A 20,417-nucleotide genomic window follows, 5' to 3' on the forward strand; every position below is an offset into this window, starting at 1 on the left:
AGGCGGATCCGTCGGGTTTGGCTACGCTCAAGCCCTATCAGGATGCGGATACCGGGAACCCTTCAATGCCTCACTGGCTGGTGATCGATCTGGAAGCCACCACCGATGAAGGTGGCTGGCCAGTTACGGAAATGGAAATCATCGAAATCGGCGCCACGCTGGTGGACCGCCAAGGGCGTGAGCAGGACCATTTCCAGCGCTTCGTGCGACCGCTGCGACGCCCCCTGCTCACACCGTTTTGTCGCGAGCTGACTCGCATCACCCAGGCCAATATCGACAGCGCACAGGCGCTGACCGAGGTCTGGCCGGTCTTCGAGCGCTGGCTCGGCCAACATCATTCACGGCTGGAAGGCTGGGCCAGTTGGGGCGATTACGATCGCAGGCAACTGCTTCAGGAGTGGGAGCGCTTGCAACTCGACAGCCAACTGAGTCGCGTGCCGCACATGAACCTCAAGCAGCGCTTTGCCAAGGCCCGACGACTGGAACGCCCGCTGGGACTCAACGGTGCCCTGCAACTGGCCGGCATGCAGTTCACTGGCCAGCAGCACCGGGCACTGGAAGATGCGCGCAATACAGCGCGTCTGTTACCGCTGATTCTCCCGCTCTAGAGAGGTGACGGCGCCAAGGGCCTTGTGCATACTGGCCGGCCCTTTTTAGCCCTTTTCGAGGAATCGCCCATGTTTAAAGTCAACGAGTACTTCGACGGCACCGTCAAGTCGATCGCCTTTGGCACCGCTGAAGGTCCGGCGACCATTGGCGTCATGGCTCCGGGCGAATACGAATTCGGCACCAGCCAGCGTGAAATCATGCACGTGGTGACCGGCGCCCTGACCGTCAAACTGCCAGACAGCACCAACTGGGAAACCTTCGCCGCCGGCAGCCAGTTCAACGTGCCAGCCAACAGCAAATTCCAGCTGAAAGTGGCCGTCGACACCGCTTACCTGTGCGAATACCGCGGCTAAAACCCCGGGTTTTCACAGCGCAAAAAAAATGCCCGTGTCCTTGGACACGGGCATTTTTCATTCAGGGTCGCTTATTCCAGGATCGTGACCGGCATGCCGACTTCGAGAAGACCGTTGCCATCGTTGACCAGATTCTGGCCAAACATCGCACCGTCTTCCTGGGCACGATACTTCTGCAAGGTCGCGAGCGGTTCACGATCATCGCTGCGTTCGCCGGTCTGCGGATCGATGGTGGTCAGAATGCAGCGCGAACACGGCTTGACCACACGAAACTCGACATCGCCGATACGGATACGCTTCCAGCCGTCCTCGGCATACGCCTCGCTGCCCTCGATCACCAGATTCGGTCGAAAACGCAGCATCTCCAACGAACGCCCGACTTTTTGCGACAGATCCTCAAGGGACGCCTGCCCGATCAGCAGCAACGGGAAGCCATCGGCGAAGGCCACCTGATCGTCGTCCTTGCCATAACCGGCCTGTGTGGTCCGAGCGCGGTCAACCGGCACTTGCACCAGGCGAGTCGGCTTGCCGATGAATCTACTGACCCAGGCCCCTGCCTCGTCACCGGCATCAGGCACACGCAAGGTGTCGCGCCAGATAGTCACGCCACGCAACTCAGCGTCGCTGGCAGGCAAGGCAATATCGATCGGCGTGTGGCCGGGAGCGCTGAGGGTCAAACCGCCCTGGGCATTCCACAACGCCGACAGCTGGCTCATCTGCGCCACCGCACGCTGGGTCAGGAAGCGCCCACTGGCCTCGTCCACCAGCATCCAGCGTCGATCCCCGTCCAGCCCCAGTTTGTCGAGACTGACCTGTTGCAGGATCTCGCCCTTGCCGGATTTCAACGGATAACGATAAAGCGCGCTCAGACGCAGCATGACCAGCTCCCTGGAGGACAAAAATGCCACCCTATACGAGCTTGATCGCCGAATCAAAGACTGCGAACTGAACACTGCATACCTTGTGGGAGCGGGCTTGCTCGCGAAGGCGGTGTGACAGTCGACATAAATGTTGAATGTTAAACCGCCTTCGCGAGCAAGCCCGCTCCCACAGGTAAGCAGAGTGCAGCCTTTACATCGTGATCAGGCAGGCACTTCGTCGAGCATCAGGCGTTGACGCACCACATCGACCAATTTGTCCGGCTGGAATTTGGAGAGGAAGTTGTCACAACCAACCTTCTTGACCATCGAGTCGTTGAAACTGCCGGACAACGAGGTGTGCAGAACCACGTAGAGGCCGCGCAGACGCGGATCGTTACGGATCTCGGTGGTAAGGCGATAGCCGTCCATTTCCGGCATCTCGGCGTCGGTGAAGATCATCAGCAATTTGTCGGTCATGTTCACGCCGGTATCCGCCCAGCCCTTGAGCATGTTCAGCGCTTTCAAGCCATCGCTGGCAATGTGCATCTTCACGCCCAACTGGCCGAGGGTGTCGCGCAACTGCGAGAGCGCCACGTTGGAGTCGTCCACCAGCAGCACTTCACGGCCACGGGCGCGCTCCAGCACTGGATCGTCGAGTTTGTCGCGGGACACCTTGGCGTTGTACGGAACGATTTCGGCAAGGACTTTTTCGACGTCGATAATCTCTACCAACTGATCATCGACCTTGCTGATGGCAGTCAGGTAATGCTGACGGCCGGCGCTGGTCGGCGGCGGCAGAATGGCTTCCCAGTTCATGTTGACGATGCGGTCCACACCGCCTACCAGGAAAGCCTGCACGGAGCGGTTATACTCGGTGACGATGATCGTGCTGGTAGGGCTCGGCACCAGCGGACGCATGCCGATGGCTTGGGACAGGTCGATCACCGGCAACGTCTGGCCACGCAGGTTGACCACGCCGCAGACAAACGGATGGCGCTGGGGCATCAGGGTCAGTTTCGGCAGTTGCAGCACTTCCTGCACTTTGAAAACGTTGATCGCAAACAATTGCCGCCCAGCCAGGCGGAACATGAGAATTTCCAGGCGATTCTCACCCACCAGTTGCGTGCGTTGGTCTACCGTGTCGAGAATGCCGGCCATCAATGACTCCTGGTACTTGTTCTGATGAATTCACTAAAGAGGGTTATCGGCTGTTTTTTCAGGACCTTGACCCCGACGCAAAATGCCACGCTCAGGCATTGATGTCACATTAACATCATGCTTTACTGACGCCATCACTTCATCTGCTTCACTCCCTGCGGCGCGACCCTGTTTCGTCCATTAGGTTCCCGTGCGTAAGGGATTCCCCTAGTAACAATCAGGCCCAACCTGATATTCGCAATATCCAATAGCCATTAATGTGACGCCATTCTCATTGCATGAACGGAGTCAGGCTTTTGTGTGCGATCGCAGGTCAGTGGCCATCCACCCTCTTGAACTCCTCCGCCTGCAGACAGCCCGGCTGGAGCGCGATCTCACGACGGCACGGCAACGCCATGGCGCAGATCATTCTCGCTGACACACACGACATTCCCTCATTTGACATGACGTTGTGGAGATAAGCATGCCGAACGACCGTAACGAGTGGGCCAAACGGTTCCCGGAGTTTCTCGCCGAAGCTGAAACACTCCTGGCCAAATCCGAGGAGTGCCTGAGTCATTTGCAACTGATCAGCAATGACAAGGACGCCATCGAATGCATGCTCAGTACCCTGCTCAAGCTGGCCAACAAGGCCGATGCCCTCGCCCTGGTCGCCGTTTCGGAGTTTTCGCTGCACATTCATGGCCTGCTGAACCATGCCCAAAACCACGTCGACCTGCATGCTCAGGCGCTGGATGCGTTGAAAGACTGCTTCACATTGATGGCCTGGCAACTCGAACTGATCGATCAGACCACCGGCCAACTCAGCCTCGACGACAGTGAACAAACCTCATTGATCGAAGCCTTTGCCTACCAGGTCGGGCAAAACCAGTTTCAGCCACCGGTTAATTCCAAACCGTTCCGGCTCGTTTCCTTTACGGAACGGCAGGCTTAATTTCACCCGATAATAACGCCGCGGTTCGTATTCATATTGCCAAGATGTCACTCTGTAACTTGATCACGCTCATGTCGCAATTGAATATTTCATGCCTGTCAACGACAGCCCGATACAAGTAACTATTCCCTTCCTGCCGATAAACTTTTCCATTGTGGAACTATCGTCCAAAACCTTTATTTCCTGACTCTATAGACATATATACCGAACGCGACCAACGGTATGTTAAGTGGTATTATGCCGACCATTAGTTGACGTCAATTAATGGCAGAGTGACTCAGACAGAGACCCGTCAGTCCATTAGACCGGTCTGCCCGCAGCGAACATCCATTGGCTCCATCCGTTATGTACGCCAGCCTCAAGTCAATCACCATGTGGCCCCCCTCCCGAGTAAACGCGCGTCGGTTCACGCTTTTGTTGTGTACCTGCTCGGCGCTCGGCAGCCTGCTGATCTATGGCCTGTCCACACGCTTGCCGCTAAGTCTGCTGCTGCTCAATATTGCAGCGCTGACGTGCGTCTGGGTGCAGCATCGCCTGTCGCGCAAGTCGATAAAGTTCGAGCCTCAAGAGCTCGCCGACCGTTTATTGAAGGTTCAGGAGAACGAACGCCATCGACTCAGTCGTGAACTGCATGACGATATTGGCCAGTTATTGACCGCGGCAAAACTTCAAAGTGATTGGCTCAGACGCCGAATGCCCGAAGAACTGCAAGAGCAATGCGCGGCGCTCTGCGACACGCTGGAAGAAACCCTGACCAAAGTGCGTGACGTATCGGCCATCCTCAACCCCAGACAGTTGACCAGCCTGGGGCTGGAAGCCAGCCTGCGAGCGCATTTGCTCAAGACACTGGGCAATACGACGGTGAACTGGAGCCTGGAATGCCATTCACGCTTGACCGGCATCCCCGAAGAAATGGCAGTGGCCGCCTTTCGAATCACCCAGGAAGCGGTGACCAACATACTGCGCCACGCCGAGGCGAAAAATCTGTTGGTCCGCCTGCAACGCCAGCCTCAAGGCTTGACGCTGTTGATCAGCGACGACGGCCTGGGTTTCGCGCCGGCGACGGATCCGGGTCGTGAGGGCCAGCGCGGAATGGCCGGAATGTCGGAACGTATCGATCAACTGGGCGGTACATTGACCGTCACCAGCGAACCGGGCAAAGGTACTCAAATCGAAGCTCTCTTCCCCTGGGCGCCACGTGCGCTCGAACGGGCCAGTACGAATAAGGTTATGCGTTGACTTGTAACTTACTTCTGGTGGATGACCACTCGCTTATCAGGGCTGGCGTGCGCGCTCTGGTGCTGGATATTCCCGGCTACGCCGTCATCGGCGAGGCCAATGACGGCTCGCAGCTGCTCGAAATGGTCGAGCATCTGTCCCCGGATATCGTGCTGCTGGATATTTCCATGAAGGAAACCGGTGGCCTTGAAGCCTTGCAGCGCCTCAAGCGCGTGCGCCCGCAAAGCAAGGTGCTGATTCTGTCGATGCACACCGACCCGGCGCTCATCATGCAAGCTCTGGAATCCGGCGCCCACGGTTACCTGCTCAAGGACACCACGGCCACCGAACTCGAACATGCCCTGGAAGCCCTGCGCAACAACGAACGCTACCTGAGCCCGGCCATCGCCCATACGGTCATCAACCAGGCGCTGACCCGTAATCAGAAACATCAGCCGGAACCCGCGGACTCGCACAACCTGACGGCACGTCAGCTGGAAATCCTGCGGCTGATTGTTCGCGGAAAATCCACCCGGGAAATCGCCAATGGCCTGGGTTTGAGTATCAAGACGGTCGAAACCCACCGCTCGCAAATCATGAAGCGCTTGCAGATTTACGACGTGGCAGGCCTGGTGCTGTTCGCCGTGCGCGAGCAGATCATCAGTCTGGACGATTGATCATTGCCGGAACGCTCAGCAGCGGCGAGTCCTCGGGCAAATGTACCCGCAGTGCTGCCGGGCGCGCCGAGAAACGCAAGCTGTCGCCCTCCAGTGGTTCACCATCGAGATTGATGTAAAGACCTTCCGAGACCTTGATCTCGACCCATGGCAGACGGGCGCGCACAAACATGCTGTCGATACCGAAGCCGTCGGCGAGCAAGCTTTTCAACGTACCCACCACTTCCTGCGGTGCAGGCAGAATACTGATATCCAGCAGACCGTCATCCGCCAGCGCCTGTGGGCACAGCACGTGACCACCGCCCGCCTGACGGCCATTGCCGATGCCCAGTGCCAGCAGCTCGCCACTCCACTGAAAATCCGGGCCATGCAGCTCGCCATAGGCCGCATGCAACTCGCTGAAACGTGACAACCCCGTGAACAGGTAGGCCGCACCTCCGAGCACTTTCTTCAATTCCTCTGAGGTGTTGGCCGTGACCTGACTGCCGAAGCCACCCGTGGCCATATTCAGAAACACCTGCCCACCGACCTCTCCCAGGTCGATGGCACACGGTTCAGTTTCCAGAAGATTCAAGGCTTTGGCGGGCTCCAGAGGCACACCCGCAGCGCGCGCGAAATCGTTGGCGGTTCCCAACGGCATCAGCACCAGGCTGGCCTGCGTCGACTGCGCAGCCATGGCCTCGGCAATATCACGCAACGTTCCATCACCGCCCCCAGCGATGACCTGCCTGTAGCCCGCGGCCAGAGCCTCATCCACCAGGCGCCGTGCGTCGCCGGCCTCCCAGGTCAATCGAACAGCCAACTCCCAACCTTGTGCGCGTTTGCCCTCGACCGCCGCACGAACCTCCTCGTTGAGCGCCTGCTTGCCATGCAGAATCAACAGTGCCTTGCGTTCGCTCATTGTGATCACCCCCATGTTTGCATTCCGTATGGGAGATGTTGACCGCGATGCGCACCATAAAAGTCGCAGGAAACTGAATTATTTCAAGGAGTCCGGGATTGAGGTCCTACAAGGCGGGATTTTTTCTTACAAAACCTGAGGAATCGGCTCAATTGACCCACCCCTTTGATTGGTACACCTTGGTGGCTGCGGTTTATCAGTCATCAGCAGGAATTACAGGGACGTACCATGCAAAGCAATGACATCAGGTTACCGGGCATCCCGGTTGCACCACTCGCGGAAAGACGGGCCAAACAACAAGCCGAATTCAATAAAAGTGCAAAACCCACAGGAGAAGCCGAAATGGAACCTCGCGTCGTCGAACTGGAAACTCACCTCGAATACATCCGAAGAGACATGGATGAAGTCCGCAGTGACGTGAAATCGATCAAACACCGGCTTGCCTATTCCGCCGGTGGCACAGCCGTGGTGCTCGGCCTTCTGGGCTGGATCGCCAACAGTCGTTTCGACCAGGTCGTGGCACTCATCGCACACTAAGCGTCAGCCATCAACGCAAAACCCGGTTCGATCAACCGGGTTTGCGTGGCCAGCGTGAGGCAAGTATCAGCCCAGAACTTCGCTCAGCGGGATGAAAGACACACTGTCACCTTCGATCAGCGTGCGATCCTCCAGCACTTCAACCAGACCATCGGCCCAGGCTGCGCTGCGCAGTACACCTGAACTCTGATTTTTGTAGATGATCGCCCGGCCGTTTTCCAGACGTCCACGCAAGTACTCGCGTCGACTGCCGGCTTTGGACCAGTTAAACCCTGCCGGCACCTGAAATTTCAGCGGCTCAACCACTTTTACGCCTTGGCGGCGTAATAGATAGGGCCTTGCCAACAAGGCAAAGGTCACCAGGGTCGACGCCGGGTTACCGGGTAAACCAATGACCGGAACACCACGAAAATGTCCGAAGGTCAGCGGTTTTCCCGGTTTGATAGCGAGCTTCCACAATGTCAGCTCGCCCTCCTCCCGTAAGGCAATGCCCAGAAAATCCGCCTCACCCACCGATACGCCACCGGTCGAGAGGATCAGATCGACGCTTGCCAAACTGGCAAGACGGGCACGAGTGGTCTCGAGGTCATCTGGAAGAATACCGGCGTCGATCACCTCACAACCCAATCGCTGCAACCAGCTGCAGAGCAACACACGATTGCTGTTGTAGATCTGACCAGGTCCCAGCGGCTTACCCGGTTCAACCAATTCATCACCGGTGGACAAAACGGCGACGCGAACTTTGCGAATCACCTCCAGCTCTGCGCATCCCAGTGACGCAGCCAAGCCCTGCTCAATTGGCCCAAGCCGCGTGCCGGCTGGCAGAATCAGTTCACCGACGGTAGTTTCCTGGCCTTGTGGCCGGATGTTTTGTCCTGGCGCCAGGGCTTCGGTGAAACGGACTCGTTCATCCACCTGGATTTCAGCGTTTTCCTGCATCTCGACGCAGTCGGCCCCAGCAGGAACCGGCGCACCGGTGAAGATTCGCGCACAGGTGCCGGGCGTCAAAGGCGGCGGAGCATTGCCTGCAAAAACCTTCTGGCTGACCACCAACGGCTCTCCCGTCCAGTCGGCCGCGCGCAACGCATAACCATCCATTGCGCTGTTGGGCCACGGAGGAAGATCAAGCGTCGAGATCAGGTCATCGGCCAAAACACGACCCTCAACCTGCGCCAGGGGCAGGCGCTCACGCTCACGAATCGGCGTGGCTTCAGCCATTTCCAGCAAGCGCGCCAGTGCGACTTCGACAGCCATCAGGCTGCCTGTCTTGCCTGGCTTACCCACGGGATTCACAGGGCTGCGCCTGTTTCAGATGAGGCACGAAATTGCATGGGCGGTGCCGCGAATCCAGTTGCTCAGCGAGAATACCGTCCCAACCGGTTCGCACAGCGTTGGTCGAGCCGGGCAAGCAGCAGACCAGCGTGCCATTGGCCAAACCGGCCAAGGCGCGGGACTGAACAGTGGAGGAGCCAATATCCGCCACCGATATCTGCCGGAAAAGCTCGCCAAATCCATCGACCTGCTTGTCCAGCAAGCAGCTCACCGCTTCGGGCGTGCTGTCGCGCCCGGTGAATCCCGTACCACCCGTGATCAGGACAACCTGCACCACATCATCGGCAATCCAGTTGGCGACTTGCGCGCGGATTTTGTAGAGGTCATCTTTGAGCAGAACCCGAGAGGCCAGGTTATGGCCAGCAGCGATCAAGCGGTCAACGAAGACCTGGCCTGACGTGTCGGTTTCCAGAGTACGGGTATCGCTGACAGTCAGCACCGCGATGTTGAGCGGTGCGAAAGGTACATCAGCCTTGGCTTTCATAGGCTCGTCCAGTTGTAGGAGAAACAGCCCGGTGTTATATCACAGCGCCTCCTTTTTTCGCCGCCCCCATGGAGACCTGCCATGACCTCGAATACACATTTGCCACCCTGTTCCATTCTGCTCCTGGCAGGGGGGCGCGGCCAACGCATGGGCGGTCAGGACAAAGGGCTGATCGAGTGGCACGGCGAGCCACTGATCGCGCATTTGCATCGCAAGACCCGTCCGTTGAGCGATGACCTGATCATCTCCTGCAACAGGAACCTGGAAAAGTATGCGCCCTACGCCGACCTGTTGGTCCATGACGACGAAGGCGATTTCCCCGGTCCGTTGGCTGGCATGCGTGCAGGCCTGAAGGCCGCTCGTCATGCGCATCTGCTGGTATTGCCTTGTGACGTACCGCGCATCGATGCCGCGCTGCTCCACAGCATGCGCGAAACCGCCAGCGAGCATCCGGACAAACCGCTGATGCTGCGCCATGACGGACACTGGGAACCCTTGTTGTGCATCATTCCGGTTGCCCTGCGAGAAGCGTTCGAAAGTGCCTGGAATGACGGCGAACGCAGCCCGGGGCGCCTCATGCGCAAACTGGGCGCCACGGCGCTGCAATGCCCCGACAACGATCCTCGCCTGGCCAACCTCAATACACCGGAACTGTTAAGTGCCCACAACACTGTGTCAGACTGACACGAGAATGAACTTGCGCGTGTCGCGAACGTCTCAAGCTCAGTTACTAAAAGAATTCATATTCGGAGACACACACATGACTCAACGGACCCTCGCCGCTTTCATGCTCGCACTCGGCCTCGCTACCCTTGCCGGTTGCGCATCGCCTGCAGTGATCACCTTGAATGATGGTCGCGAAATCCAGGCTGTAGACTCGCCAAAATACGATAAGGAATCGGGTTTCTACGAATTTGAACAGTTGGACGGCAAACAAACCCGCGTCAACAAGGATCAAGTTCGTACCGTCAAAGAGCTGTAATCTTTGCGGCACCAACCGGATACAGAAAAGCCCGCTTTATGCGGGCTTTTTCGTGGCTGAAGAACGGCCATCACCATTGCAGGGTGATAGCGCTTTCGAAGTCTCTTTCCTCACCCGTGACCGGGTCCACAAACCGAAGCCCTTGTGCGAGTAACTTCAACGGATTGGCATAGTCGTCTTCGACATCCTTGAGCACTTGCGGATAGAACGGGTCATTGCAGATGCTGGCCCCCAAAGCCGTCATGTGCACCCGCAACTGATGTTTCTTGCCTGTCACCGGGTAAAGCGCATATCGCCAGAGATCGCCGTTCTTCTCCCTGACCTCGACAGCCGTCTCGGTATTGCTGGCGCCCGGCCCCTCTTGCATGCGAAAGAAAGGCTCGCCATCAACGAGCCGACTCTTGTGGACCAAGGGAAAGGTCAGTTCCGGCAATGCCCTGGCAATAGCCTCGTAGCGCTTTTCGATCTGCCGCGTTGGAAACAACGACTGATACGCGGAACGGCTCTGGGGATTGGCTGAAAACAGCACCAGCCCCGCCGTATGCCGATCAATGCGATGCAACGGTACCAGGTGCGGGTTATCCAGCCGACGGATCAACCGTCGTAGCAGCGTCTGCTCGACATATTCACCGGCTGGCGTCACAGGCAGGAAATGCGGCTTGTCAGCCACCACCAGGTGCTCGTCCGCGTACAGAATCGACTCGACCACAGGGATCGGCTTTTCGTCCGGCACTTCCCGAAAGTAGTGAATCCGCAGGCCTTCCTTGTAAGGAAGATCAAGGGCGATTGGCGCACCGTGCCCGTCGAGGACCCGACCACGGGCGATTCGGTCCAGCCATTGCTCGCGACCGATGGCACTGAAGTGCTCGCACAGGCATTCAAGTACGGTCTGCCACGGGCCGGGCGGCAAGTAGAGCGTACTGGCCTGGCTGTGCGCAGCAGAAAAAGATGAAGTGGACATACGGAAGTTCTGACCCTCAATGCAGGGCGGCATTATCCAACAGAGGCCGGACCGAACCTAGCAGAGAATCCTCAGGCCGGAATCGACTGCGTGCGCGCCGCCGCTTCAGTGAACTCCTTGAGCCAGCGCAACACATCGACCGCCTCCCAGCGACCCGGATCGTAAAGTGCGTACAACAAGCCCTGATAGCCCACGACGTCCAGCTGCCGGTGATAACCCGCGCGCTGGAACAATGCTTCGATTTCAGCGAAACAGGTATTGAAATGCAGCTTATTGAACGGCGTTTTTCCTTCCGTGACCAGGCCATCCAGACGCAACTCGTGGACGGCCTCACGCACTACGTCCACCGACATCCGGTTCACGCTGTTCTTCAACTGTTCGACATTGACCAAGATTCATCCCTCTGACTTCCGGGATCGCCTGCCTGAATCCGCAATAAAGAGAACACGGCAGGTGATCGGAATAACTGTATGCACATACAGTAACCGAATAACCTGCATTTCGCCAATGACCGAAACGAGAACAGCGACAGATGGGAATCGAGAAAAATGTCGAGGTCAGCGCAGGAACGCCACGACCTGGTCGGCACTGAATGGCCAACCCAGCTCAGCGCCGGTATCGACTCGCCGTAACACCGGAATGCGCAAACTGTAAGCTTCGAACCATGATTCGTTCTCTGCGATATCCACCAGCTCGACCAGCAGACCGCGCTCGACAAATTCCATCAGCATGGCTTCGGCCACTTCACAAAGATGGCACCCAAGGGTGCCGAAAAGCTGACATTCAGGAGGCATGAGCACAGAACCCGGTAAAGTGAGCGTTTATTCTAGGCCCGCTATAAGAAGCAGTCGAGCCAATGACTCAGGCGCCTTGGCAACGGCGCATTTCCAAAGTTTTCGGCAACTCCCTGACTCAAATCACTCAAGCGCAATGTCACTTGCGCGATGCTCGCGGCTTTTTTTGCCTCTACGCTTGAGTAATTCGCACCTTGACCGGAGTTTTTTGTGTTCGCCAACCTGTTGATCATCCTCGCCTCCTCTCTGGTGGTTATTGCACTGTTCCAGCGCCTGCGCCTGCCACCGGTGCTGGGCTATTTGTGCGTGGGGTTGATGATCGGGCCGACCGCGTTCAACTGGGTCAATGAAAGCGAGGAGTTGCCCGACCTCGCCGAGCTGGGCGTGGTGTTCCTGCTGTTCTCCCTCGGGCTGGAGTTTTCCCTGACGAAAATGCTCGCATTGCGCCACGTGGTGTTCCGGCTGGGCGGCCTGCAAGTACTGGTCACCGCGACATTGCTTGGGGGGGTGCTGATGTTGCTCGGCATGTCGGTAACCCCTGCGCTGCTGCTCGGTGCCGGTCTGTCGCTGTCGTCCACCGCCATTGTCAGCAAGGAGCTGGGCAGTCTCGGCGAGATTTTCAGCAGCCACGGCCAGAACGCCATTGCGGTGCTGCTGTTCCAGGACGTCGTGGCGGTGTTGCTGCTGACCCTGGTGCCAGTGTTCGCCGGGAACAGCGATCAGGCCTGGTACTGGGCGTTACCTGTGACGCTCGGCAAGACCGTTGTGCTGTTCGTCGGGCTATTGCTGACCAGCCGCTGGTTGCTGCCGCGGCTGTTCCATGAAGTGGCGGCGGCCCGCTCCGCCGAGCTGTTTGTGCTGCTGGCGCTGGTCATTGTGCTGCTGACCGCCTGGCTGACTCACCTGCTCGGTCTCTCCCCTGCCCTGGGGGCGTTTCTCGCCGGCATGCTGCTGGGGGAAAGTCATTACCGCCATCAAATCGAGGCCGATATCCGTCCGTTCCGCGACATTCTGCTCGGGGTGTTTTTCGTCAGCATCGGCATGTTGATCGACCTGCAGTTATTCGCCAGCCACAGCCTGCTGATCCTCGGTCTGACCCTCGGCTTGCTGCTGATCAAAGGCTGCGTGGTCGCGCTGCTGGTCAAATGGCGCGGCAGCGATGTCGAAACCGCCTGGCGCAGCGGCCTGGCGTTGGCCCAGGGCGGCGAGTTCTGCTTCGCGTTGATGGCCCTGATGCAACAAAACAAAATGATGCCCGCCGACCTCGGCGGGCTGCTGCTGGCCGCGACTTTCTGCTCGATGCTGCTGACGCCACTGTTGCTGCGTTCCGCGCCCCGCATCGCAACGCGTCTGCACCGCAAGCCCAACGAAGAAGCCAAACTCGACGAAATAAGCGCGCTTAACGCCGGATTGCACAGCCATGTGGTGATCTGTGGCTATGGTCGCGTCGGTCAGTCGATCGGGCGAGCGCTGCGCAATGCGCTGCAGCCCTATATCGCGCTGGACACCGATCCGGTGCGTGTCCAGGAAGCCGCCGTGGGTGAAACCTGTGTGCACTATGGCGACTCACGACGCGGTGAACTGCTGCTGGCGGTAGGACTGGCGCGCGCCAGGCTGCTGGTGATTGCCGTGGACCAGGCCGATATCGCGTTACTGATTCTCCAGGAGGCGCGCCGATTAAACTCGACCGTTCCAATCCTGGTTCGCACTCGGGACGACAGCCAACTGGCCGAGTTGAAAGCAGCCGGCGCCAGCGAAGTCGTGCCCGAATTGCTGGAGTCGAGCCTGATGCTCGCCTCCCACGCGCTGATTATGCTGGGTATACCCGCGCATCAGGTCCAAGAGCGGGCCGACCAGATACGGCATGACCGCTATCGCCTGCTGCACGGTTTTTATCCCGGTGCCGACGATGAAGAAACCTGACTCAGTCCTGGCTCACGGCGCCGATCTTGTGCACCGACAGGTCCGCGCCGTAATACTCTTCTTCCTGACTCAGGCGCAGGCCATGGAACGCCTTGATCACGCCATACACGGTGAAGCCGCCGGCCAGCGCCACGACCACCCCGAGGGAGGTTCCGATCAACTGACTGATCAGGCTCACCCCACCCAGGCCACCCAGTGCGCTCTGACCGAAAATGCCACAGGCGATCCCGCCCCAGACACCGCACAGACCGTGCAACGGCCAGACACCCAATACGTCATCGATGTGCCATTTGCCTTGCGCAGCGGTAAAGCACCAGACAAACAACGCCCCGGCGATGGCGCCGGTCACCAGCGCGCCGACCGGGTGCATCAGATCGGAACCGGCGCAGATCGCCACCAGCCCGGCCAGCGGACCGTTATGCAGAAAGCCCGGGTCATTGCGCCCGACGATCAGCGCCGCCACGGTGCCGCCCACCATGGCCATCAGCGAGTTCACCGCGACCAACCCGCTGACGCCCTGCAAGGTTTGCGCGCTCATCACGTTAAAACCGAACCAGCCCACGATGAGAATCCACGAGCCCAGGGCCAGGAAGGGAATGCTCGACGGTGCGAACGCCACCAGGCGTCCCTCGCGATAGCGACCTTGCCTCGGCCCGAGCAACAACACCGCCGCCAATGCCAGCCAGCCGCCCATGGCATGGACCACCACCGAACCGGCGAAATCATGGAAGCTGGCACCAAAGCGCGCCAGCAACCAGGCCTGCAAGCCAAAGTTGCCGTTCCAGATCATGCCCTCGAAAAAGGGATAGATGAACGCCACGATCAACGCCGTCGCACACAACTGCGGAACGAACCGGGCGCGCTCGGCGATGCCGCCGGAAATGATTGCCGGTATGGCTGCGGCGAACGTCAGCAGAAAGAAAAACTTCACCAGGCCATAACCATGATCGGCATTGATCACCGCCGCCGGTTGCATGAAGGTGACCCCGTAGGAGATCCAATAGCCTATAAAGAAGTAGGCAAGGGTCGAAATGGCGAAGTCGCTGAGGATCTTCGACAAGGCGTTGACCTGGTTCTTCTGTCGAACCGTGCCGACTTCGAGAAAGGCAAAGCCGGCGTGCATGGCCAAGACCATGACTGCACCGATCAGAATGAACAACGTGTTGGAGCTATGGACCAGACTGTCCACAGCGCTTTGCAGATTTTCCATGGAGTTGGCAGACCTGAAGGCGAAAAAAGCACCAAAGCAGTTCACGCAGACAATTCATGCACCAAGTTGCAACTTCGCCGGATCAGTCCATTGATCCCGATGAGTCACTTTGGCGCACAAGGTTGGAACCTTTGCGCGAGGTTTCATTATTTGAGATAAGGTTTTGCTCGATTCTTGCCCAGCAACAGCGCAAACACGCGGGCTGACGCACCACGACATAGCAAAAGTTGTACCAGTCATTTGTACTGAACCTTCGCGCAAGGCTCATACTCGAACGCAACAGAAGCCACTTACGGAGATCACCAATGGCCAGCATCAAGGCAAAGACTGCTCAAGAAATCCTGATGAACGACTTTCAGACTCTGGTCAGCGACACCGAGCGGTTGCTGGAACACACCGCCACATTGGCCGGTGATCAGGCGGATGAGTTGCGCGAACAGATCCACGACAGCCTGCTGCGTGCACGCGAAACCTTGAAACTGACTGAAGACTCCCTGCGCGAACGCGGCAAGGCCGCCGTCACCGCCACTGAAGACTATGTTCAGGCCAACCCATGGCAATCGGTCGGGATCGCGGCCGGCGTGGGTTTCCTGATCGGTCTGCTGGCAACACGGCGCTGATTATGGCGATCGGTGAATCCGGCTCGTCCGAGACGGGCCCAAGCTCCTCATCGCGGCGCCTGGGTGCCGCTTTCCTTGGACTGCTGCACAGCCATGTCGAACTGTTCGGCATCGAATTGCAGGAACAAAAAGCCCGCACCGTCAGCCTGCTGCTGTTCGCAGGCCTGGCGCTGGTGTTTGCCTTGCTGTTGCTGGTGGGGTTGTCGACGCTGGTGTTGATCCTGTTTTGGGACACCTATCGTCTGCCCGCCATCATCGGGCTCTGCGTGTTCTATACCCTCGCGGCCATCTTCTGCGCGATGCGCTTGAGAGCAGCGGTTTTCGATGAGTCCTCGCCTTTCAATGGCACCCTGGAAGAACTGGCCAACGATCGGGAGCGCCTGCTGCCATGAGCCTGCCTGAACTGCCTCACAACAGCTCGCGCACGGAAATGCGCAAGGCGCTGATCCGTCTGCGCATGGAGATGCATCGCCAGGAAATCCGTCACGAATCCGCGCAACTGCTGCACCCCTTGCAACGTGTGCGCGGGATGACGCAAAACCTGCAAGACGGCTTCGGCATCAAGCACGCCCCGCTCTGGGGCGTAGCGGCCGTGACCCTGCTGGGCTTTTTGACCGGCAAGGGCGCCAAAAGCGGTGGCGTCAGCAGCCTGACCCGACTGGTTCGGCTAGGCACCACGCTGGGGCCGCTGATCAAGCTGATTCTGCAAGGCAACTCGCCCAAACACTGAAGTCACTAGCTGGCTGCATTCTTGCAACATCTCCGGGATGAACCTCTTTATCGAGGGGTTCAAACCTGCGCGCCTACCCGGCATCAGGTTTAATCCAAAAACAAGACCTTACTAAGGAGGCCTCGTGATCGACGGGCAACCGCTCGCCTGCTTTCAGCCGTTCATCGATACCGCCACCGGCCGTATCGCCGGCGTCGAAGCACTGGGCCGACTGCGTCAGGCCGACGGTCAATTGGCCTCGGTGGGTCCACTGTTCGCCGACCCGAGAACACCCGCCATCGCCCTGCGTCGCCTGGACCGCCAGATCCGCGATAACGCCCTGAGTCGTTTGCATGAAGCGCCCCCGGAGTGGTTTCTCAGCCTGAACATGTCACCGCGCTGGATCAGTCGCTTGCGTGCGGACCAGGCACTGCCGAGCCTCAAGCAATTGAGCCGGCACGGCGTCGACCCGCAGCGAATCGTGTTCGAGATCACCGAACTGGGCGGCGACATCCAGCGTCTGGCTGACGTGGTGGCGCGATACCGACACGCCGGTGCGCGAATCGCCATCGATGATTTCGGTGCCGGTTACTCACAGCTTGATCGCGTGCTGGCCCTGCAACCGGACATTCTCAAGCTCGACATGCGACTGTTCCAGGCCGCGGCGTTGGGCGGTCCCAGCAGCGACGTGGTCAAGGCCCTGGCGCAAATGGCGGAGAAAACCGGCTGCTGGATCATTGCCGAAGGGGTGGAAACCGACGCTCAACTGAATTTTGCCCTGGAGTGCGGATCGCGCTATGTGCAGGGTTTTCTGTTTGCCCGCGCGCAGGCTGACTTCTTTGCCACCGACGCCTTCGTCGAGCGCTTCGCCCAGCTGCGTCAGCGCTACGTACAGCAGAAACTGGCTGAGCGCGGTCGCCTGATGATCATGCGCCAGCAACTTTGCGAGCTGATGGCGATTCTGCAAGCCTGGGCCCAGGCCCGCGCGCCGCTGAGCGCATTGCCACAATTGGACGCCTTTCCCTGGCTCTTGCGTTTCTATCAATGCGACCGCCACGGCACCCAACTGACGCCCAACCTCGAATGGCGCAACAGTGGCTGGGAAGCCGACGATCGCTACCTGGGCCATAACTGGTCATGGCGTCCGTACTTTTATCATTTGCTGGCGGAGGGTTGGGATGAGCGCCGACTGACGCTTTCCAACACTTACCGCGACGCCACCAGCAACCAGTACTGCCTCACCGCCGGGCAATTTTTCGCCACCGGCGAGCGACTGCTGCTCATCGATATCGACGCCGCGGGTCTGTAGTTCCGCTTGCAGGTCCTGACGCGAACCGGGAAGCTAAAGGCATCAGTCACCTGACGGAGAGAATCAGCCTTGGATTGGCAAACCCTGCTTACCCGCGAACGCCTCGGAAAGCCGCTGCACAGCCCGGAAGAACTCGGCCGCAGCCCTTTCCACAAAGACCACGACCGCATCATTTTCTCGGGAGCGTTTCGCCGCCTCGGACGCAAGACCCAGGTCCATCCGGTCACCAGCAACGATCATATCCACACGCGCCTGACCCACTCGCTGGAAGTCAGTTGCGTCGGCCGCTCGCTGGGCATGCGTGTCGGTGAAACCATCCGCAGCGCCCTGCCCGACTGGTGCGAACCCAGTGATCTGGGCATGGTGGTGCAATCCGCTTGCCTGGCCCACGACATCGGCAATCCGCCGTTCGGCCACTCCGGCGAAGATGCGATCCGTCACTGGTTCCAACAGGCTGCCGGCCGCGGCTGGCTGGATGCAATGAGCGAAGCCGAACGCAATGACTTCCTCAACTTCGAAGGCAACGCCCAAGGTTTCCGGGTGCTCACGCAGCTTGAGTACCATCAGTTCGATGGCGGTACCCGGCTGACCTACGCCACGCTGGGCACTTACCTGAAATACCCATGGACGGCCATGCACGCCGATTCGCTGGGTTACAAGAAGCACAAATTCGGCTGCTATCAGAGTGAGCTGCCGCTGCTGGAGCAGATCGCTCATAAACTCGGCCTGCCGCAACTCGAAGAGCAACGCTGGGCCCGCCATCCGCTGGTCTATCTGATGGAGGCCGCCGATGACATCTGCTACGCGCTGATCGATCTGGAAGACGGTCTGGAAATGGAGTTGCTGGAGTACGCTGAAGTCGAGTCCCTGTTGCTGGACCTGGTCGGCGACGATCTGCCGGAAACCTATCGCCAGCTCGGTCCGCGGGACTCGCGGCGACGCAAACTGGCGATCCTGCGCGGCAAAGCCATCGAACACCTGACCAACGCCGCCGCCCGCGCTTTTGTCGAGCAACAGGATGCATTGCTGGCCGGTACACTGCCCGGTGATCTGGTGGAACACATGCACGGTCCGGCCAAGCGTTGCGTACTGAATGCCAAGGACATGGCGCGCAAGAAAATCTTTCAGGACAAGCGCAAGACCCTGCACGAAATCGGTGCCTATACCACGCTGGAAATTCTTCTCAATGCCTTCTGCGGCGCAGCGCTGGAACAGCACAACGGTCGGACGCCTTCGTTCAAGAGCCGTCGCATCCTCGATTTGCTGGGTAACAACGCGCCAGACCCTCACGGGCCATTGCACACGTCGTTCCTGCGCATGATTGACTTCATCGCCGGCATGACCGACAGCTATGCCAGCGAAATGGCCCTGGAGATGACCGGTCGTTCGAGCCACTGATGAGAGAAGGCAGATCAGCCATTACGCCGCCTGAAATGGCTGATCAGCCTCCCAACGCCCAAGTGCACTCAACGTTCGCTGAATCGCCCTACACCTCACGTCGAGCAAGCTGATCGATTACTCGGAATACTCGCGAAATAATCACGCGCCCCAGAGACGAAGCGTGAATAACTCCATGTTCAAAGACGACCTGCGCATCCTGCTGGTGGAAGATCATCCCTTTCAACTCAGGGCAACTCAGTACCTGCTTGAAAGTTACGGCTTCACTCAACTGACCACCACCGACAGTGCCAAAGGCGCGTTGCAGCAAATGTTCAGGGCTGTGCAACCGTTCGATCTTCTATTGTGCGATCAATGTTTGCCCGACCTTCCCGGACTTGATCTTGTCCAGTTCGCCAGCCAGCGAGGAATGATCAGGCAGGCCATACTGTTAAGCAGCTTGAGTTGTACAGAACTTGATGAACTTGAGAAAACAGCCAACGAACACGAGCTCCCCTTACTTGGCTATTTGATCAAACCCTTGAAACAATCCGAATTCAGAAACTTATTGACCTTGGCCTTATTATGAAAACAGCACAACTGCGACAACTGTTTATCAATACACAACTTGAAAACAACAAACAAAAACTTCCAACAGACTGACTGATCACACGCAACTTCCAGCCATCCTCATTAAAAACCTAGTTGATTCGTAGCCCCTTTCCTATTCGTTTGTAGGATTTTTCCTATATTGCTGCTTGTGGTCCGTCAGTTCATGCGTCCCCTCAACTATCTGAGCTAAGGTGCGCGCTTTATTAGAGCTCGTATGGGATTTGATTATGAACTCCGTTTTTATTGTCGACGATCACCCCGTCATCCGTCTTGCCGTCCGAATGTTGCTGGAGCACGAAGGCTACAAAGTCGTCGGCGAAACCGACAATGGGGTCGATGCCATGCAGATGGTTCGCGAATGCATGCCCGACCTGGTCATTCTCGATATCAGTATTCCGAAACTGGATGGCCTCGAAGTTCTCGCCCGCTTCAACGCAATGAGTACCCCCCTTAAAACACTGGTATTAACTGCACAGTGCCCGACACTTTTCGGTATTCGCTGCATGCAGTCCGGTGCTTCAGGTTATGTATGCAAACAGGAAGACCTGAGTGAACTGGTGAGTGCTATCAAAGCAGTATTGTCCGGTTACAACTACTTTCCGAGCCAGGCCCTGAACCCTGTTCGCGGCGATGAGGTGCGCTGCGCAGAACTGGAACTGTTCAAGTCAGTCAACGACCGAGAGCTGATGGTATTGCAACTTTTTGCCCAGGGCCGCACCAACAAGGAAATTGCCAAAGGCATGTTTCTGAGCAACAAGACTGTGAGCACCTACAAAAAAAGGCTCATGCAAAAACTCAGAGCCAAGTCCCTGGTTGAACTCATCGAGATGGCAAAACGTAACGCATTGGTGTGAGAC

The 20,417-nt window shown here is 58.2% G+C and carries 25 protein-coding genes; 16 read left to right on the forward strand and 9 right to left on the reverse strand.

What is annotated here, in order from left to right; all coding sequences use genetic code 11:
• Positions 1–65 precede the first annotated feature (65 nt).
• Both PMI32_RS12680 and ppnP read left to right on the forward strand, forming a co-directional pair.
• A complete protein-coding gene (locus PMI32_RS12680; RefSeq protein WP_008030291.1) occupies positions 66–608 on the forward strand; it encodes a 3'-5' exonuclease in 543 nt (180 codons plus the stop codon).
• 69 nt (positions 609–677) lie between these two features.
• Positions 678–962, forward strand: coding sequence for a pyrimidine/purine nucleoside phosphorylase (gene ppnP, locus PMI32_RS12675; RefSeq protein ID WP_008030293.1), 285 nt, complete (start codon positions 678–680; stop codon positions 960–962).
• Between the two features lie 71 nt (positions 963–1,033).
• Here the strand turns inward: ppnP and PMI32_RS12670 are convergent, their stop codons facing one another.
• Both PMI32_RS12670 and PMI32_RS12665 read right to left on the reverse strand, forming a co-directional pair.
• The gene (locus PMI32_RS12670) at positions 1,034–1,840 is read right to left on the reverse strand and encodes an MOSC domain-containing protein (RefSeq protein ID WP_008030296.1); all 807 of its coding nucleotides are present in this window, start codon (positions 1,838–1,840) and stop codon (positions 1,034–1,036) included.
• A gap of 204 nt (positions 1,841–2,044) precedes the next feature.
• Positions 2,045–2,980 carry a chemotaxis protein CheV gene (locus tag PMI32_RS12665; protein ID WP_008030297.1) on the reverse strand — a complete coding sequence of 312 codons (936 nt, stop codon included), beginning with the start codon at positions 2,978–2,980 and terminating at the stop codon, positions 2,045–2,047.
• Positions 2,981–3,443: 463 nt separating this feature from the next.
• Between PMI32_RS12665 and PMI32_RS12660 the strand changes: the two genes are divergently transcribed.
• From PMI32_RS12660 to PMI32_RS12650, 3 genes are all read left to right on the forward strand, one after another.
• On the forward strand, positions 3,444–3,914 hold the full coding sequence (locus PMI32_RS12660) for a hypothetical protein (protein ID WP_008030299.1): 471 nt from the start codon (positions 3,444–3,446) through the stop codon (positions 3,912–3,914).
• A gap of 345 nt (positions 3,915–4,259) precedes the next feature.
• A complete protein-coding gene (locus tag PMI32_RS12655) occupies positions 4,260–5,153 on the forward strand; it encodes a sensor histidine kinase (RefSeq protein ID WP_008030303.1) in 894 nt (297 codons plus the stop codon).
• Positions 5,150–5,809, forward strand: coding sequence for a response regulator (locus PMI32_RS12650; protein ID WP_032828800.1), 660 nt, complete (start codon positions 5,150–5,152; stop codon positions 5,807–5,809). Before PMI32_RS12655 ends, PMI32_RS12650 begins: the two co-directional genes overlap by 4 nt.
• Here PMI32_RS12650 and yegS read toward each other — a convergent pair.
• Entirely contained in the window at positions 5,793–6,710 is a 918-nt protein-coding gene (gene yegS / locus PMI32_RS12645; protein ID WP_032828808.1) for a lipid kinase YegS, read from the reverse strand. The two genes, PMI32_RS12650 and yegS, sit on opposite strands and share 17 nt — an antisense overlap.
• A gap of 228 nt (positions 6,711–6,938) precedes the next feature.
• Between yegS and PMI32_RS29855 the strand changes: the two genes are divergently transcribed.
• On the forward strand, positions 6,939–7,247 hold the full coding sequence (locus tag PMI32_RS29855) for a hypothetical protein (protein ID WP_081501773.1): 309 nt from the start codon (positions 6,939–6,941) through the stop codon (positions 7,245–7,247).
• Positions 7,248–7,313: 66 nt separating this feature from the next.
• On the opposite strand, the gene PMI32_RS12635 is transcribed toward PMI32_RS29855, so the two are convergent.
• Together PMI32_RS12635 and moaB are read right to left on the reverse strand one after the other, a co-directional pair.
• Positions 7,314–8,501: a molybdopterin molybdotransferase MoeA gene (locus PMI32_RS12635; protein WP_008030313.1), complete on the reverse strand. Its 1,188-nt coding sequence runs from the start codon at positions 8,499–8,501 to the stop codon at positions 7,314–7,316.
• 22 nt (positions 8,502–8,523) lie between these two features.
• Positions 8,524–9,063: a molybdenum cofactor biosynthesis protein B gene (gene moaB / locus PMI32_RS12630; RefSeq protein WP_008030315.1), complete on the reverse strand. Its 540-nt coding sequence runs from the start codon at positions 9,061–9,063 to the stop codon at positions 8,524–8,526.
• A gap of 81 nt (positions 9,064–9,144) precedes the next feature.
• On the opposite strand from moaB, the gene mobA reads away from it, so the two are divergent.
• Both mobA and PMI32_RS12620 read left to right on the forward strand, forming a co-directional pair.
• A complete protein-coding gene (gene mobA / locus PMI32_RS12625; RefSeq protein ID WP_008030317.1) occupies positions 9,145–9,747 on the forward strand; it encodes a molybdenum cofactor guanylyltransferase MobA in 603 nt (200 codons plus the stop codon).
• A 76-nt stretch (positions 9,748–9,823) separates the two neighbouring features.
• Positions 9,824–10,045 (forward strand): YgdI/YgdR family lipoprotein, encoded by a 222-nt coding sequence (locus PMI32_RS12620; RefSeq protein ID WP_008030318.1) that lies wholly within the window; start codon positions 9,824–9,826, stop codon positions 10,043–10,045.
• Between the two features lie 70 nt (positions 10,046–10,115).
• On the opposite strand, the gene PMI32_RS12615 is transcribed toward PMI32_RS12620, so the two are convergent.
• From PMI32_RS12615 to PMI32_RS12605, 3 genes are all read right to left on the reverse strand, one after another.
• On the reverse strand, positions 10,116–11,006 hold the full coding sequence (locus tag PMI32_RS12615; protein WP_032828803.1) for a pseudouridine synthase: 891 nt from the start codon (positions 11,004–11,006) through the stop codon (positions 10,116–10,118).
• Positions 11,007–11,077: 71 nt separating this feature from the next.
• Positions 11,078–11,398, reverse strand: a complete 321-nt coding sequence (locus PMI32_RS12610) for a hypothetical protein (RefSeq protein ID WP_008030323.1) — start codon at positions 11,396–11,398, stop codon at positions 11,078–11,080.
• A gap of 165 nt (positions 11,399–11,563) precedes the next feature.
• The gene (locus PMI32_RS12605) at positions 11,564–11,800 is read right to left on the reverse strand and encodes a glutaredoxin family protein (protein ID WP_008030325.1); all 237 of its coding nucleotides are present in this window, start codon (positions 11,798–11,800) and stop codon (positions 11,564–11,566) included.
• Positions 11,801–12,010: 210 nt separating this feature from the next.
• Between PMI32_RS12605 and PMI32_RS12600 the strand changes: the two genes are divergently transcribed.
• The gene (locus tag PMI32_RS12600) at positions 12,011–13,723 is read left to right on the forward strand and encodes a cation:proton antiporter (RefSeq protein ID WP_008030327.1); all 1,713 of its coding nucleotides are present in this window, start codon (positions 12,011–12,013) and stop codon (positions 13,721–13,723) included.
• A 1-nt stretch (position 13,724) separates the two neighbouring features.
• Here the strand turns inward: PMI32_RS12600 and PMI32_RS12595 are convergent, their stop codons facing one another.
• Positions 13,725–14,933 carry an ammonium transporter gene (locus PMI32_RS12595; protein WP_008030330.1) on the reverse strand — a complete coding sequence of 403 codons (1,209 nt, stop codon included), beginning with the start codon at positions 14,931–14,933 and terminating at the stop codon, positions 13,725–13,727.
• A 305-nt stretch (positions 14,934–15,238) separates the two neighbouring features.
• On the opposite strand from PMI32_RS12595, the gene PMI32_RS12590 reads away from it, so the two are divergent.
• The 7 genes from PMI32_RS12590 (at position 15,239) to PMI32_RS12560 (ending at position 20,414) form a co-directional block, all read left to right on the forward strand.
• Positions 15,239–15,553 carry an ElaB/YgaM/YqjD family protein gene (locus PMI32_RS12590; RefSeq protein WP_008030332.1) on the forward strand — a complete coding sequence of 105 codons (315 nt, stop codon included), beginning with the start codon at positions 15,239–15,241 and terminating at the stop codon, positions 15,551–15,553.
• A 2-nt stretch (positions 15,554–15,555) separates the two neighbouring features.
• Complete coding sequence (locus PMI32_RS12585; RefSeq protein ID WP_008030334.1) at positions 15,556–15,945, forward strand: phage holin family protein; 390 nt, start codon at positions 15,556–15,558, stop codon at positions 15,943–15,945.
• Positions 15,942–16,283, forward strand: a complete 342-nt coding sequence (locus PMI32_RS12580) for a hypothetical protein (protein ID WP_008030336.1) — start codon at positions 15,942–15,944, stop codon at positions 16,281–16,283. The genes PMI32_RS12585 and PMI32_RS12580 overlap by 4 nt, the downstream gene beginning before the upstream one ends.
• Before the next feature lie 124 nt (positions 16,284–16,407).
• On the forward strand, positions 16,408–17,571 hold the full coding sequence (locus PMI32_RS12575) for an EAL domain-containing protein (protein ID WP_008030337.1): 1,164 nt from the start codon (positions 16,408–16,410) through the stop codon (positions 17,569–17,571).
• A 69-nt stretch (positions 17,572–17,640) separates the two neighbouring features.
• Positions 17,641–18,969, forward strand: coding sequence for a deoxyguanosinetriphosphate triphosphohydrolase (locus PMI32_RS12570; RefSeq protein ID WP_008030339.1), 1,329 nt, complete (start codon positions 17,641–17,643; stop codon positions 18,967–18,969).
• A 175-nt stretch (positions 18,970–19,144) separates the two neighbouring features.
• On the forward strand, positions 19,145–19,537 hold the full coding sequence (locus PMI32_RS12565) for a response regulator (protein ID WP_008030342.1): 393 nt from the start codon (positions 19,145–19,147) through the stop codon (positions 19,535–19,537).
• 250 nt (positions 19,538–19,787) lie between these two features.
• A complete protein-coding gene (locus PMI32_RS12560) occupies positions 19,788–20,414 on the forward strand; it encodes a response regulator transcription factor (protein WP_008030344.1) in 627 nt (208 codons plus the stop codon).
• The last annotated feature ends 3 nt before the right edge of the window (positions 20,415–20,417 follow it).

The organism is Pseudomonas sp. GM60 (assembly GCF_000282415.1).
Classification (GTDB): Bacteria; Pseudomonadota; Gammaproteobacteria; order Pseudomonadales; family Pseudomonadaceae; genus Aquipseudomonas; species Aquipseudomonas migulae.

What these genes read in the sequence shown, in the direction of transcription:
- PMI32_RS12680 (WP_008030291.1), top strand. Translation starts at nt 66, where the DNA reads ATGCCTCACTGGCTGGTGATCGATCTGGAAGCCACCACCGATGAAGGT.
- ppnP (WP_008030293.1), top strand. Translation starts at nt 678, where the DNA reads ATGTTTAAAGTCAACGAGTACTTCGACGGCACCGTCAAGTCGATCGCC.
- PMI32_RS12670 (WP_008030296.1), bottom strand. Translation starts at nt 1,840, where the DNA reads ATGCTGCGTCTGAGCGCGCTTTATCGTTATCCGTTGAAATCCGGCAAG.
- PMI32_RS12665 (WP_008030297.1), bottom strand. Translation starts at nt 2,980, where the DNA reads ATGGCCGGCATTCTCGACACGGTAGACCAACGCACGCAACTGGTGGGT.
- PMI32_RS12660 (WP_008030299.1), top strand. Translation starts at nt 3,444, where the DNA reads ATGCCGAACGACCGTAACGAGTGGGCCAAACGGTTCCCGGAGTTTCTC.
- PMI32_RS12655 (WP_008030303.1), top strand. Translation starts at nt 4,260, where the DNA reads ATGTACGCCAGCCTCAAGTCAATCACCATGTGGCCCCCCTCCCGAGTA.
- yegS (WP_032828808.1), bottom strand. Translation starts at nt 6,710, where the DNA reads ATGAGCGAACGCAAGGCACTGTTGATTCTGCATGGCAAGCAGGCGCTC.
- PMI32_RS29855 (WP_081501773.1), top strand. Translation starts at nt 6,939, where the DNA reads ATGCAAAGCAATGACATCAGGTTACCGGGCATCCCGGTTGCACCACTC.
- PMI32_RS12635 (WP_008030313.1), bottom strand. Translation starts at nt 8,501, where the DNA reads ATGGCTGTCGAAGTCGCACTGGCGCGCTTGCTGGAAATGGCTGAAGCC.
- moaB (WP_008030315.1), bottom strand. Translation starts at nt 9,063, where the DNA reads ATGAAAGCCAAGGCTGATGTACCTTTCGCACCGCTCAACATCGCGGTG.
- mobA (WP_008030317.1), top strand. Translation starts at nt 9,145, where the DNA reads ATGACCTCGAATACACATTTGCCACCCTGTTCCATTCTGCTCCTGGCA.
- PMI32_RS12620 (WP_008030318.1), top strand. Translation starts at nt 9,824, where the DNA reads ATGACTCAACGGACCCTCGCCGCTTTCATGCTCGCACTCGGCCTCGCT.
- PMI32_RS12615 (WP_032828803.1), bottom strand. Translation starts at nt 11,006, where the DNA reads ATGTCCACTTCATCTTTTTCTGCTGCGCACAGCCAGGCCAGTACGCTC.
- PMI32_RS12605 (WP_008030325.1), bottom strand. Translation starts at nt 11,800, where the DNA reads ATGCCTCCTGAATGTCAGCTTTTCGGCACCCTTGGGTGCCATCTTTGT.
- PMI32_RS12595 (WP_008030330.1), bottom strand. Translation starts at nt 14,933, where the DNA reads ATGGAAAATCTGCAAAGCGCTGTGGACAGTCTGGTCCATAGCTCCAAC.
- PMI32_RS12590 (WP_008030332.1), top strand. Translation starts at nt 15,239, where the DNA reads ATGGCCAGCATCAAGGCAAAGACTGCTCAAGAAATCCTGATGAACGAC.
- PMI32_RS12585 (WP_008030334.1), top strand. Translation starts at nt 15,556, where the DNA reads ATGGCGATCGGTGAATCCGGCTCGTCCGAGACGGGCCCAAGCTCCTCA.
- PMI32_RS12580 (WP_008030336.1), top strand. Translation starts at nt 15,942, where the DNA reads ATGAGCCTGCCTGAACTGCCTCACAACAGCTCGCGCACGGAAATGCGC.
- PMI32_RS12565 (WP_008030342.1), top strand. Translation starts at nt 19,145, where the DNA reads ATGTTCAAAGACGACCTGCGCATCCTGCTGGTGGAAGATCATCCCTTT.
- PMI32_RS12560 (WP_008030344.1), top strand. Translation starts at nt 19,788, where the DNA reads ATGAACTCCGTTTTTATTGTCGACGATCACCCCGTCATCCGTCTTGCC.